Origin of the sequence: Thermococcus sp. PK (assembly GCF_000430485.1) — an archaeon.
Classification (GTDB): Archaea; Methanobacteriota_B; Thermococci; order Thermococcales; family Thermococcaceae; genus Thermococcus_A; species Thermococcus_A bergensis.
The window spans coordinates 694,366-705,436 of sequence record NZ_KE387149.1 but is presented as its reverse complement, the minus strand read 5'-3'; the positions used below and the strand labels follow the sequence as shown (position 1 = coordinate 705,436).

Here is an 11,071-nt window from a genome sequence, read left to right as displayed (position 1 = left end):
TGGGATGAGAGAGGTGTTCCAAAGAAGGAGACACTCAAGGAACTTGACCTTGAGTTCGTCATCCCAGAGCTTGAGAAGGTTACGAAGCTCGAGTGAGCTTTTTTCTTTATCTTTTTTGTCTCTTGGGCTTCTTGACTTCTCTTGTTTTGAAAAGAGATTTTCAAAAGAAAATGAAAAAAGTTCAAGTAAGGTAATCATGCTCATGATAACTTGTTCTCCAATATCAGTTCTTTGTGGATTTTGGATCCGTAGGGAGTTTCTATGTTGATGGTTATCTTGGATATCTGGCGGTTAGTTATAAGCTGGACCTTAGAATCCTTATAAACTCCCTTGAATTCATAAGTTCCAGAGAATAGTCTCCTCTGCTTTAGCTGCCACTTGGACTCATTTAATAAGATTTTCAACCTTTCTATCCGGAATGAAGAGTATATTTCCCGTTGTATTAGTTCTTCCCTTGTTATTCCTGTTATTTTTTCCCATTCTTTGTCTTTTATGTCATACATTGTACCATTAACGTTTACGTACCCTGAGACATTACCTCCGGGGCGTGTTTAGTTTCACCCCCTGTTATTTAAACAGTATTTGACTCTGAGGAGGATTTTCAGACCATAACACATTACCCCAAGCAGGATTCGGGTTACAGTAGTCTTTTTCAGAAAACAGGGGATCCTACTGCCAAACCACGTTGTAAACGCACCCCAGAACCCCTCATGAGGATTCCTATGCCTGTACTCTTCTTCAGAAAACACTCTGTCTCTCTTCTTACTACCAAAACCACCTGGAGCGTTCTTAGTTTTCTTAACAATCGGCCGATAACCCTTTTCCACCACAGTGTTCAGAACTTTCTTTGAATCATAAGCCCCATCAGCATAAAAATTCCCAGAACCCCCCGGCAGGAGTTCAATCAGCTCGTTCTCAGAAGTTGTGATCTTCACAGCAACCGGATACAGTAAACCCGGCAGGATTCTCGTTATTGCCTGAACTTCTATCCTGCCCTTTTTTTATTTGTAATAATGGTTGAGTCTGCTTGAGTGCTGGCGTAGGGTAATTTCTGGAGTTTTTTCAGGAGGTGGTTTGTCAGTTCTTCGAGGTTCAGCTTTTTCTCCCAGTTGTGGAGGGTTGAGTAGTGAATGTTTGCTCCGAAGAATTTTCTGCCGTAGTGCTGGGCGTCTCTGAGGGGTAGGTTGTAGTATTGTTTAAAGAGGAGTATTGCCAGTATTGTTTTTACTGGAAATTTTTTGGATTTTGGCAGGTTCTTCAGCTTTCCTTCTGATTCGAAGTCTGCTAAAACGTCAAGAATTGCGAATGCCACGCTTTCAGGGTCTTTGAGTCTGTGATCCCATCTGGGGATCACGACAACCACCTGAAAGAATTCAGCAAAAACCCTAATAAAGGTTACTATAAACACGCCCATTACCTCCGAAAAATTCAAAATAAATTGAGTATCCATACTTATAAGCCCCATTTACATAGTACCTTACGGAGCCATTGAAGGTATACTTCCCTTTAGACTTTTTGAGGTATATTAGATGGTAAGCAGTTATACGCTCAATGCCCGTGGAGGTGTTTTGAACTGCATATAGGGTCGCATTTTCTACATAGATGTAATCCTCTGTGGGGATCTGTTCCAGCTTTGATTGTATTTTTTGGATATCTGGTGCTTCATAAGAGTAACCTAAGAGTGCAACTACCAAAATGGACAATAGACCCGCCACCCAAATAACGCTCTTTCTCATTTTCATCACCAATTTAGGGATACAAAAAATAAAATTCCTACCAGCACAATTATCTTTCTCATTCGCCCCCCCAAGCATGAGGAAATTTTCATAAGTAATAAGCCCTCAAACTATATATAATTTACCATTGGAAAAAACGAAAAGACAAAAGTAAAAACAACAAACAACAAAACAAAGTAAAAAGGACAACAAAATTTATCAGCTGACAGAGAATAGTATCTGTGGTGATGCATATGGTGAAAATCAGGCTTATGGGAGCTTTTGCTCATCTTGCCAAAGCTAGAGAGCTTGAGATAAAGCTCGACAGGCCCAAGACCGTGGATGAGATACTTAGGGAGCTAATCCCAAGGTATGACGAATTCCATGACAAGATAATCCTCATCAACGGCAAGCCCGCAAGGGGAGATGCAGTAGTTGAGGAAGGGGATGAAATAAAGGTCATGCCAGTTCTCAGCGGGGGTTAGAGTATAAGGAGTTCCCAAAAGCGTCTATTCCCACTATGAGCGGAAAGTCCTCAACCTCTAGAACCCAAACCGCCTCAGGAATTCCAAGCTCCTCAAGCCAGTAAACGTCCAAAACTCTTTTTACGCTCTTTGCAGCCAGAGAGCCAGCGCCGCCTGTAAATGCAAAGTAAACCGCTTTGTGCTCTCTGAAAGGCCCTACTTCCATCCCTCCTTTTCCTATGATGCCTTTAACGCCCATGCTTAGGATTTTTTCGAGGTATCTGCTCATCCTCGCGCTTGTTGTTGGGCCTGCGGAGACTATCCTATATCTTCCGCTCTCTTTCTGTACTATGGGGCCGCAGTGATAGATAACGGCTCCTCTTAAATCAAAGGGGGCTTTTTCCAGTAGTTTTCTATGAGCGAGATCCCTTGCCGTGTATATCACTCCCGAGAGGTAAACCAAGTCTCCGGCTTTGAGCTTTAATACCTCCTTCTCATTTAGGGGTGTTCTCAGCTTCACTGCCATATTCTCACCTCTCCGTTTGCGCTTATCTCTAAGAAAGCCTTCCTATGTGCCCAGCACTGGAAAACAATTCCAACAGGGAACGAAGCCGGATGCCTATAAGTGATCTCAACCTTGACGTCTAGAGCAGTTGTTTTTCCTCCCATCCCCATGGGGCCTACTCCTAGAGAGTTTATCTCTTCAAGTAGCACCCCCTCGAATTTTGCTATCCTTTTGTCTCTGTGCCTCTCTCCTACGGGTCTTAACAGGGCTTTTTTGGCAAGCTTTAATGCAAAGTCTGCACTCCCTCCAATGCCAATTCCTATTATTACTGGAGGACAGGGCTTCCCGCCGCATTCTTTGACTCTCTCAACAACAGCCCTCTTTACACCTTCAAAGCTCTCCGCAGGAGTGAGCATTGCTAAAGCAGAACAGTTTTCGCTTCCGCCTCCTTTTGGTAGAATAGCTATCCTTATTTTATCCCCTTTTGCAAGCTCCCAATGAATAACCGGGAGGTTTCCAACGTTTTTGTTCGTGAGAACATCAAGGGTATTTGGTCTTAGAGGAATTTCCTTCGTTGCCTTTTCCAGAGCTGAAGCTATTGCCTCTTTGATTTCTCTTAAGTATGGGCTTTCGATTCCAGCCTCTACGAAGAAAGTCATCGTTCCGGTGTCTTGACATACCGGGATTCGCTCTCGCTTTCCGATTTCAACGGCTTTTAAAATGTTTTCAAGGTTGAACTTTGCAGTTGGGTTATCTTCCTTTTCGTAGGCCTCTCGCAAGGATTTAACAACGTCGTCGGGAATTTTTGTGACAGCAAGCTTTATCGCTTCAAATATTGCTCTCTCCATATACCCACCTCAGTACTTGATAAGGGAGTGGATGAACCTCAAAACGTCTTCAAACCTGAAATGGCCCGTCTCAACCCCATAGATTCTTTCCACCGGGACTTCCTTAACTCTCGCTCCCATTTTCACGGCTTTTATTAAAACTTCAGTCTCAACTTCATATCTTTTGCTCTCTATTTCCGGTAGGAATTCCCTCTTGATGGCTCTAAATCCGCTTTGGGTGTCCTTAACATCAATGCCTAGCTTGAACTTTATTAAGCCGGTACTCAGAAAGTTGCTTATCTTTCTTATAAGCGGTCTTTTTCCTTGTGCCTTTATCAGCCGAGAGCCTATAACAAAGTCTGCCTCCCCCCTCAAAATTGGATAGAGGAGCTTCTCAATTTCCTCTGGATTGTGCTGGCCATCTGCATCCATAAAAACCACAATATCACCACTTACATTCTTGATCCCTTCTCTCATTGCTGCCCCTTTTCCTTGATTTTCCTCAAGTCGGATTACCTTTGCTCCATAACTTTTTGCGACCTCTGAAGTGTTGTCTCTGCTCCCATCGTCCACAACAATAACCTCATCAACGAACTCCGGGATTTTTGAGAGAACCTTTCCAATTCTTTTTGCCTCGTTGTAAGCAGGGATAACAACGCTAATCCGTTTCCCCTCTAACATTCTTCCTCAGCTCCAAAAAGCACTTTTCACAGAAATCGTCCCTTCTTAAGTCCCATTCAGCAACGATCTTTGGAGGGTTCATAACGCAGTCTTCTTGGCAGTGATTTAATCCGAAAGCGTGGCCAATTTCATGCAAAATTCCTTTGAAAAGCCTGTCTTCAAAAAGCTTCTCGTTTTCAGATTCAAAAGGCTTTACCGAGAGAACCATGACCGTTAATTTGTGAAAATCCTGCTGAACTCCCAAAAATTTCTCGTAAAAATCCAGATAGGGGTTTCTTGACACTATGGGGAAGTTTACTATTCCAAATATCTTATTCATGACAACTTCTTTGCCAAGGCAATTGCTTTTTTCTGCTCTTGCTTTCTTCTTTTCAAGAAATTCTTCCTGAACATGTAAAAGTTTAGCGTGCAAAAGCTCGGTAATTCCCTCGAGGGGGTACCCTTTAACGCTCCCGCTATCTGTTTGGATATTGACAAGATATCCTGGACCCAGTTCGATCTCTCCAAGATAAACAAGTCTTATCGGGAGGTTCTTTGACTTAAAATAGCTGTTAACTCGCTTATAGGCTCTGGCAATTACCTTTTCGTTGAATGTGTTGCCAAGATGTACAAAGCCAATAAGTTCCATATTTCACCACTCGCTTGCTTGTTATTTTATCTTTCCAAAAGAAAAGCTTATAAAATTACCTAAGAAGAAGGTCTTGGGCGATGGCGTCCGCCTGGGGCTTCGAGCCCGAACCGCCCGCTGAGGGCTGATGACGCCTGTTCTCCGCTAAAACTTTGGGAGGCGGTAGAATGGGCTCGAAGCTTGAGAAATATGTTGATATAAATGCTGTGCTGAGGTACCTTGAGGGAAGGAGACATGAAGACGGTGGCTATTGCTTTGTTTCTCTGCTGAACGAGACTAACGTAAACGACACTTACTATGCGGTTAAAATCTATGATCTTCTTGGACTAGAAGTCCCAGATGAAGAAAAAACAATAGAATTCTTACACACCTCCCTAAAACCCCAACAAGCAACTGTTGCAATAGCCATGGCAGTTGAAGGGCTCGCAATTCTAGGGGCAAAAGACCTAGCAAAAGAAGGACTTTCACTGGTCTTTGAGAAATATAAACCCCTTGAAGGCAAATTTGCCGTTGGTCTTGGGGGGAGCGAGGAATTCGGAACTGCAACACCACTTGAAGCAACCTACTGGGTGCTTAGGGCATTTAGAGCAGGAAATTACAAAGTTTCTTCCGCGGAGAAGAGGAAGATAAAGGACTTCATTGAGAGCTTTAGGAAAGGCGACGGCTATGGTGTGAAGCAGGCAACAACAACCATGACTTGCCAAGCGATCTTTTCGCTCAATGCGCTGGGATACCCAGTTCCAAAAACAGGGCACTTCCACAAGTGCGAAGTTTACGGCGGCTTTACGGAGGTACCTTATTCTCTCCCACCCTATCTGGAGCCAACATTCTACGCGGTTAGGGGCTTAAGGCTTATTAACGAAAAGCCTCGCTACATAGAACCTCACATAAGGTTTATAAGAGCTCTCCAGAATCCCAACGGGGGCTTTAGAAGGAGCCTTGAGATGGGGATTTCAAACTTCCAAAACACCTATAGAGCGTTGAGGGCACTTAATGATCTTCTGAGCTTTTGAATACTGCTTGGGAGGTATGGGAATGAACACTAAAATCCTCTTGGCAGTTGGCATTGGGGGAATGCTGGGAGCAATAATACGCTATGGCATTGCGGGCTTACTCCCAGTTTACAAGGATTTTCCGGTAGGAACTTTATTGGTGAATAGTACAGCCAGCTTTCTGCTTGGTTATTTATATGGACTAATCTTCTTCAGCTATGAAGTTTCTCCCAACTGGAGAGCCTTTTTTGGAACCGGGTTCTGCGGTGGATTGAGTACGTTCTCGACTTTTTCATACGAGACTTTTAGCCTTTTAAGGGAGAGAGAATACTTTCTTGCCCTAATGAACATCTCGGCAAACGTTATAATAACCGTAGGTTTAGTATTTTTGGGATTCCTTCTTGCAAGGAGGTGAAAGGATGGTAGAAATTGAACACTGGAATACTCTAAGAATGAAAATTTACATAGGGGAAAGTGATACTTGGCATGGAAGACCGCTTTATAAGGCAATAGTAGAAAAACTGAGGGAGATGGGACTTGCTGGGGCAACTGTATATAGAGGGATTTATGGCTTTGGAAAAAAGAGTAGAGTGCACTCAAGTGATGTTTTAAGGCTTTCAACGGATCTGCCGATAATAATTGAGGCCGTGGATAGGGGGCACATGATAGAGAGGGCTATAAACGAGATAAAGCCAATGATAAAGGACGGCATGATAACAGTTGAGCCTGTTATAGTTGTGTGGGTGGGGACAAGGGAAGAAATTAGGAAGTTCGAGGAAGATGCCGTTAGGGAGGAGTAGGTTTGGATATCGTTTTAACTCTTGTTACTAACCAAGTTCATTAAAAACTTATTAACAAAAATTTTATAAGGAACTCTTTCATAACTAAAGTCGCCATGATGAGTATTAATTTTGCAATGTTATTTGTTGAAAATGATGTCATTGGAGAAAGCGCTTATTTTGCTCTTTTTTATATTCCGTTTGCTTTTGGCATAATGAAGAACTTTCTTGGAATTTTTATTCCAAATAACAAGCGAAGGGTGGGCGATAAGCCGCTTTCTTCAGGTGCATATATTTATCCTTCACTTAACATTGATTACCTTATCACCGAAATTCTTAGAGATAGGAACATATTGGCGGTTGTTAGAAATCCCCATCTTTTTGAGAAGTATAAACTCCCTATTCTGTGGTTAAGCAAAGTGGAAAAAGAGAATTCGGTTAATCCAACTCACCTTGAAAAGATTCTTCACTGGGCGGTGACTATGGCCACAAGTGGAGATGCTTTGATTATTGATGGGGTTGAATATCTTATCCTAGAGAACGGGTTTGAGCCTGTTTTTAGATTTCTCGTTAATTTGAAGGATCAAATCTTGCTTAAAGATTCGATTCTTGTCCTTATAGTTGATGAAAGAGTCCTAGAAGAAAAGCATGCTTTTCTCCTGCAGAGGGAGTTTAAAAAGATCCCCTAAAACAGCAACCTTAAATATAATCTCCCCAATTTTCTCTGGTGAGTGAAATGCTTCATCATGTAAAGCTTATATATGCAACAAAGAGCCGGAAGCTTGTTGGAAAGAAGATAGTGCTTGCCATACCGGGAAGCATAGCGGCCGTGGAGTGTGTCAAGCTTGCAAGGGAGCTCATAAGGCACGGAGCAGAAGTTCATGCAGTTATGAGCGAAAACGCTCAGAAGATAATCCATCCCTACGCAATGGAATTTGCTACTGGCAATAAAGTGGTTACGGAAATAACGGGCTTCGTTGAACATGTTGAGCTTGCCGGAGAACACGGGAACAAAGCAGATTTAATTCTTGTATGCCCGGCAACCGCTAACACGATAAGCAAAATAGCCTGCGGAATTGATGATACTCCCGTTACCACCGTTGTAACGACGGCTTTTGCCCATACGCCGATAATGATTGCTCCGGCAATGCACTCGACGATGTATGAGCATCCGATAATAAAGGAGAACATTGAAAAGCTCAAGAAGCTTGGAGTCGAGTTTATTGGGCCGAGATTTGAGGAAGGGAAAGCTAAAGTAGCTTCGATAGAAGAAATAGTTTATCACGTTATAAAAAAGCTTCACAAGAAGGATTTAGCTGGGAAGAGAGTCCTGGTAACTGCAGGGGCTACAAGGGAGTACATAGACCCGATAAGATTCATCACCAACAGGAGCAGCGGAAAGATGGGTGTTGCGATAGCCGAGGAGGCGGAATTTAGAGGAGCGGAAGTGACACTCATAAGAACCAAGGGAAGCGTGCCGAGCTTTGTCGAAAACCAAATAGAGGTTGAAACAGTCGAAGAGATGCTTGAGGCAATAGAAAAAGAGCTTTCAACCAAGAAATACGACGTTGTTATTCTGGCAGCTGCCGTTAGCGACTTCACCCCCAAGGAGAAAGCGGAAAGTAAGATAAAGAGCGGCCAGCCCTTGGTCATCGAGCTTGTCCCAACGCCGAAGATAATCCAGCGGGTCAAGGAACTCCAGCCCGATGTCTTTTTGGTGGGCTTCAAGGCGGAGTATGGGGTTAGTGAAGAAGAGCTAATCGAGCAGGCAAGGAAGCAAATAGAAAAGGCAAAGAGCGACGTGGTGATAGCCAACAGGGGAGAAATTGCATTTGAAAGCGAGGTAAACGAAGTCTACTGGGTAACCAGGGAAGGTTATGAGAAGTTCCCACTAATGAGTAAAAAGGAGCTGGCGGAAAAGATATGGGACAAGATTGTGGAAATTTTAAAGTAAAAATCAAACCTCCGCGGTGACAGGGAAGAAAACAATCTTGGTAGGAGTGACTGTGTAGTACCATGACCTCAGGTTGTACTCCAAGAAAGGACTTCTTATTACTGTGAACTTTCTTTTAATCTCGTTTTCTTTAACCTCTATTCCAAACTTGAAGAGATTGAGGGCAAAGCTATTTACTATTTCCAAGATGTCCTCTGAGAATATCTTGACGTCGAAAGTTACTAAGACGTTGTTATCACCCTTTGAGAGAACTCTGATGAGTGCTGGAAGTATTACAACAAGCTCATCTGGGTATTTTACTCCATAGAGGTCAAGACCTAGAACAAGGGTCAAGGTATTATTCTTTGTTTTCAAATATCCACTAATTCTGCCGATGATAATCTCAGCATCTTTTGTTTTGATAGAAAGGTCTGGATTAAGTTCTTCCTCTATGAAAGGGTTCACGGAGATGATTTTTACTCTCTCAAAAACCTCATCGGCGTCTTCATATACTGACTTCAGGTACTTAAGGATGGAAGCATATGCATCCTGAAAAGATACTATTAAGAAATCCTCGTAGTCCTCTCTTAGCCTCTTTATTAAGTGATAAAGCACAATCTCAATATCGCTGCCTATCTCATGGTTGAGGAACGTGGGGGATATTCTTTTCGATGCCGCAGTCATTAGCTCTAACGGATCCATTTTACTCACCGTAAATTGCACGTATTTGATCCACTAATTCTTCCAAGGAGTTGATTTCTCTTTCTGTTCCAAGGCGTCCTTTAAGCTTGCTTATAATTACCATCTCCAGTAACCTAGCGCTGTACTCACCAAAAAGTCTTGAAACAGCATCTTTGAATTCTTTTGGATTCTCATATGCCACCTCAAGGCCTTTGTTCAACGTAGCCTTGAGGTGAGCCTCTAAAACAGATTCCAGCCCCGGAGCCACTTCCCTAAGGGCTGCAGAAATTGCTTTAACCAAAATTTCCCCACCTTTATTCATAAATTTCTACCCCCTTGCTGGTGATCTCATATCTGTATATCTTTCTTGAGTGATTTGATCCTCTCGCTTTTACAATTGCCATTTTTCTCTCTATGCTCTCGTTTTTTACTTGATACTTAAGTCCTATTATAACGTCCACCATGGTACTTGCTCCACTAAACGGTACTATCTCGAAGTTTGTCTCGGCATTTAGTGTGAAGTACGTGGTGATTCTGTGTAGTTTTGTCAGTAGGTTGAGATATCTGACCATCTTTGCAAGTTCCTTCTCATCCATATGATTCCTTAATGCGGTTAAGCTGTCTATCACCAATACTTCAGGTTTAAATTCTTCTATTATCCGCCTAATCTTTAAGAAGGTGTAAACTGGGGTTTTGCTTTCGGGCACCCAAGTGATTATCTTAAGGTTCTCTCCTAGGGCTTCCTCTATCGGCATGCCGTAGTTTTTAGCGGCTCTTATTATCTGGTCTATTGGTTCCTCGAAGGCGAGGTATACTGCTTTTCTTCCCTGTAATGCATTGGCTATGGCAAAGTGCAGGGAGAATGTGGTTTTTCCAGTTCCAGTCATGCCAATAAGTAGGACATTTGCACCCCTATACAAGCCCCCATCGAGCATTCCATCAAGTTTTTCTAAACCTGTTGTGATTTTTTCCATCGTGTATTCTATTTCCGCTCTACTGAGTTCAGGAACTTCCAGGAACTCAATTCCCCTCTGGGTTATTACATACTCATACTGTGGTTTTTTGATGCTTCTTCTCCTCATTTTTGGGATTTCCATTACCCTTCTTGTGACCTCTCCAAAGGACTCATAGCGGAGTATAATAACCCCATCAACGACGAATTCCTCGAGACCGTACCCTATTTTTTCAGCTCCCATCGGCTTTTCAGCAATTAGGAGGGCAGTTGAGTTATAGGCTTTTATGAACCTTCCAAGCATTGTGTGGAGGAACACTCTTGTTCTTTCAGCGCCCAGAACTTGGGCAAAGACGCTTATGGAGTCGATAACAACCCTTTTTGGCTGGAACTTTACTATTTCACCCATCAGGAGTCCTATTTCCTTCTCTATTGTCTCCTCGCTTACCGTGACAAGGTCTACAAATTTAAACAGTCCGTTTCTTTCGAGTTCTTCAAAATCCATTCCAAGCTGTCTCATTGATTCATAGAACTCGCTCTTGGTTTCTGCAAGCGAAATATACATTCCTTTCTCTCCAAATTTCTTGGCACCGTTGTATATGAAAGTTGCTGAGAATATAGTCTTCCCTGCTCCCGGCTCTCCGGCAACCAAGATTAAAGACCCATCCGGAAAGCCGTCTTTGAGGACATGTTCATCAAAATATTCAATTCCCATTCTGCTCATTTCTACCCCCAATGAACTTTATCTATTCGGGCGGGGAGAGCCCTTCCGATAGGGAGGGGATGAAAGCCCGCAACCCTTAAAACTTCACCTATTAGAAAAATAATAGGTGGTCGCCCACGTATCTCACCCAGAAAAACCACCTTCGAGTGGACAAGAAAACCTACAAACTCCTCAGGACGCTGACACACCT

General features: G+C 42.9%; 18 protein-coding genes and 1 riboswitch. Of the genes, 6 read left to right on the top strand and 12 right to left on the bottom strand.

Annotated elements, in window-relative coordinates; all coding sequences use genetic code 11:
- Positions 1–200: 200 nt before the first annotated feature.
- From THEPK_RS05820 to THEPK_RS05805, 4 genes are read right to left on the bottom strand one after another with little or no spacing between them, the layout of a single operon-like run.
- The gene (locus THEPK_RS05820; RefSeq protein ID WP_042699459.1) at positions 201–503 is read right to left on the bottom strand and encodes a hypothetical protein; all 303 of its coding nucleotides are present in this window, start codon (positions 501–503) and stop codon (positions 201–203) included.
- Positions 504–557: 54 nt separating this feature from the next.
- A complete protein-coding gene (locus tag THEPK_RS05815; protein WP_042696758.1) occupies positions 558–935 on the bottom strand; it encodes a hypothetical protein in 378 nt (125 codons plus the stop codon).
- A gap of 50 nt (positions 936–985) precedes the next feature.
- Positions 986–1,408, bottom strand: a complete 423-nt coding sequence (locus THEPK_RS05810; RefSeq protein ID WP_042697770.1) for a hypothetical protein — start codon at positions 1,406–1,408, stop codon at positions 986–988.
- Positions 1,386–1,736, bottom strand: coding sequence for a hypothetical protein (locus THEPK_RS05805; RefSeq protein WP_042699456.1), 351 nt, complete (start codon positions 1,734–1,736; stop codon positions 1,386–1,388). Before THEPK_RS05805 ends, THEPK_RS05810 begins: the two co-directional genes overlap by 23 nt.
- A 233-nt stretch (positions 1,737–1,969) precedes the next feature.
- Here THEPK_RS05805 and THEPK_RS05800 point away from each other — a divergent pair, with 233 nt between their 5' ends.
- The gene (locus tag THEPK_RS05800) at positions 1,970–2,200 is read left to right on the top strand and encodes a MoaD/ThiS family protein (RefSeq protein ID WP_042699454.1); all 231 of its coding nucleotides are present in this window, start codon (positions 1,970–1,972) and stop codon (positions 2,198–2,200) included.
- Here the strand turns inward: THEPK_RS05800 and THEPK_RS05795 are convergent.
- The 4 genes from THEPK_RS05795 to THEPK_RS05780 are packed head-to-tail and all read right to left on the bottom strand — an operon-like array spanning position 2,187 to position 4,820.
- Positions 2,187–2,705 (bottom strand): FumA C-terminus/TtdB family hydratase beta subunit, encoded by a 519-nt coding sequence (locus THEPK_RS05795; RefSeq protein ID WP_042699451.1) that lies wholly within the window; start codon positions 2,703–2,705, stop codon positions 2,187–2,189. The two genes, THEPK_RS05800 and THEPK_RS05795, sit on opposite strands and share 14 nt — an antisense overlap.
- Positions 2,696–3,532: a fumarate hydratase gene (locus THEPK_RS05790; RefSeq protein WP_042699446.1), complete on the bottom strand. Its 837-nt coding sequence runs from the start codon at positions 3,530–3,532 to the stop codon at positions 2,696–2,698. The genes THEPK_RS05795 and THEPK_RS05790 overlap by 10 nt, the downstream gene beginning before the upstream one ends.
- Before the next feature lie 9 nt (positions 3,533–3,541).
- Complete coding sequence (locus THEPK_RS05785) at positions 3,542–4,192, bottom strand: glycosyltransferase family 2 protein (RefSeq protein ID WP_042699443.1); 651 nt, start codon at positions 4,190–4,192, stop codon at positions 3,542–3,544.
- Positions 4,170–4,820 (bottom strand): zinc metalloprotease, encoded by a 651-nt coding sequence (locus THEPK_RS05780; protein ID WP_042699440.1) that lies wholly within the window; start codon positions 4,818–4,820, stop codon positions 4,170–4,172. The genes THEPK_RS05785 and THEPK_RS05780 overlap by 23 nt, the downstream gene beginning before the upstream one ends.
- A 67-nt stretch (positions 4,821–4,887) precedes the next feature.
- Positions 4,888–4,964, top strand: a riboswitch (Fluoride riboswitch).
- Positions 4,965–4,987: 23 nt separating this feature from the next.
- Between THEPK_RS05780 and THEPK_RS05775 the strand changes: the two genes are divergently transcribed.
- The 5 genes from THEPK_RS05775 to coaBC all read left to right on the top strand — a co-directional run bounded on the left by THEPK_RS05775 (position 4,988) and on the right by coaBC (position 8,545).
- Complete coding sequence (locus tag THEPK_RS05775; protein WP_042699437.1) at positions 4,988–5,833, top strand: prenyltransferase/squalene oxidase repeat-containing protein; 846 nt, start codon at positions 4,988–4,990, stop codon at positions 5,831–5,833.
- Positions 5,834–5,855: 22 nt separating this feature from the next.
- On the top strand, positions 5,856–6,227 hold the full coding sequence (crcB, locus tag THEPK_RS05770; RefSeq protein ID WP_042699434.1) for a fluoride efflux transporter CrcB: 372 nt from the start codon (positions 5,856–5,858) through the stop codon (positions 6,225–6,227).
- 4 nt (positions 6,228–6,231) lie between these two features.
- On the top strand, positions 6,232–6,612 hold the full coding sequence (locus THEPK_RS05765; RefSeq protein ID WP_042699431.1) for a DUF190 domain-containing protein: 381 nt from the start codon (positions 6,232–6,234) through the stop codon (positions 6,610–6,612).
- Between the two features lie 98 nt (positions 6,613–6,710).
- A complete protein-coding gene (locus THEPK_RS05760; protein WP_232194544.1) occupies positions 6,711–7,280 on the top strand; it encodes a DUF835 domain-containing protein in 570 nt (189 codons plus the stop codon).
- 47 nt (positions 7,281–7,327) lie between these two features.
- On the top strand, positions 7,328–8,545 hold the full coding sequence (coaBC, locus tag THEPK_RS05755) for a bifunctional phosphopantothenoylcysteine decarboxylase/phosphopantothenate--cysteine ligase CoaBC (RefSeq protein WP_042699426.1): 1,218 nt from the start codon (positions 7,328–7,330) through the stop codon (positions 8,543–8,545).
- Between the two features lie 3 nt (positions 8,546–8,548).
- On the opposite strand, the gene THEPK_RS05750 is transcribed toward coaBC, so the two are convergent.
- From THEPK_RS05750 to THEPK_RS13585, 4 genes are all read right to left on the bottom strand, one after another.
- Positions 8,549–9,226 carry a hypothetical protein gene (locus tag THEPK_RS05750; RefSeq protein WP_042699424.1) on the bottom strand — a complete coding sequence of 226 codons (678 nt, stop codon included), beginning with the start codon at positions 9,224–9,226 and terminating at the stop codon, positions 8,549–8,551.
- A gap of 1 nt (position 9,227) precedes the next feature.
- Positions 9,228–9,506 (bottom strand): NitrOD5 domain-containing protein, encoded by a 279-nt coding sequence (locus tag THEPK_RS05745; RefSeq protein ID WP_232194543.1) that lies wholly within the window; start codon positions 9,504–9,506, stop codon positions 9,228–9,230.
- A gap of 13 nt (positions 9,507–9,519) precedes the next feature.
- Positions 9,520–10,881, bottom strand: a complete 1,362-nt coding sequence (locus THEPK_RS05740) for an ATPase domain-containing protein (protein ID WP_042699420.1) — start codon at positions 10,879–10,881, stop codon at positions 9,520–9,522.
- Positions 10,882–10,883: 2 nt separating this feature from the next.
- Positions 10,884–11,071: hypothetical protein (locus tag THEPK_RS13585; RefSeq protein WP_232194542.1), on the bottom strand; the 188-nt coding region annotated here is incomplete at its 5' end.

Bases quoted from the DNA above. Each gene is read 5' to 3' on its own strand.
- THEPK_RS05820 (WP_042699459.1), bottom strand. From the start codon at position 503: ATGTATGACATAAAAGACAAAGAATGGGAAAAAATAACAGGAATAACA.
- THEPK_RS05805 (WP_042699456.1), bottom strand. From the start codon at position 1,736: ATGAGAAAGAGCGTTATTTGGGTGGCGGGTCTATTGTCCATTTTGGTA.
- THEPK_RS05800 (WP_042699454.1), top strand. From the start codon at position 1,970: ATGGTGAAAATCAGGCTTATGGGAGCTTTTGCTCATCTTGCCAAAGCT.
- THEPK_RS05795 (WP_042699451.1), bottom strand. From the start codon at position 2,705: ATGGCAGTGAAGCTGAGAACACCCCTAAATGAGAAGGAGGTATTAAAG.
- THEPK_RS05790 (WP_042699446.1), bottom strand. From the start codon at position 3,532: ATGGAGAGAGCAATATTTGAAGCGATAAAGCTTGCTGTCACAAAAATT.
- THEPK_RS05785 (WP_042699443.1), bottom strand. From the start codon at position 4,192: ATGTTAGAGGGGAAACGGATTAGCGTTGTTATCCCTGCTTACAACGAG.
- THEPK_RS05780 (WP_042699440.1), bottom strand. From the start codon at position 4,820: ATGGAACTTATTGGCTTTGTACATCTTGGCAACACATTCAACGAAAAG.
- THEPK_RS05775 (WP_042699437.1), top strand. From the start codon at position 4,988: ATGGGCTCGAAGCTTGAGAAATATGTTGATATAAATGCTGTGCTGAGG.
- crcB (WP_042699434.1), top strand. From the start codon at position 5,856: ATGAACACTAAAATCCTCTTGGCAGTTGGCATTGGGGGAATGCTGGGA.
- THEPK_RS05765 (WP_042699431.1), top strand. From the start codon at position 6,232: ATGGTAGAAATTGAACACTGGAATACTCTAAGAATGAAAATTTACATA.
- THEPK_RS05760 (WP_232194544.1), top strand. From the start codon at position 6,711: ATGAGTATTAATTTTGCAATGTTATTTGTTGAAAATGATGTCATTGGA.
- coaBC (WP_042699426.1), top strand. From the start codon at position 7,328: ATGCTTCATCATGTAAAGCTTATATATGCAACAAAGAGCCGGAAGCTT.
- THEPK_RS05750 (WP_042699424.1), bottom strand. From the start codon at position 9,226: ATGGATCCGTTAGAGCTAATGACTGCGGCATCGAAAAGAATATCCCCC.
- THEPK_RS05740 (WP_042699420.1), bottom strand. From the start codon at position 10,881: ATGAGCAGAATGGGAATTGAATATTTTGATGAACATGTCCTCAAAGAC.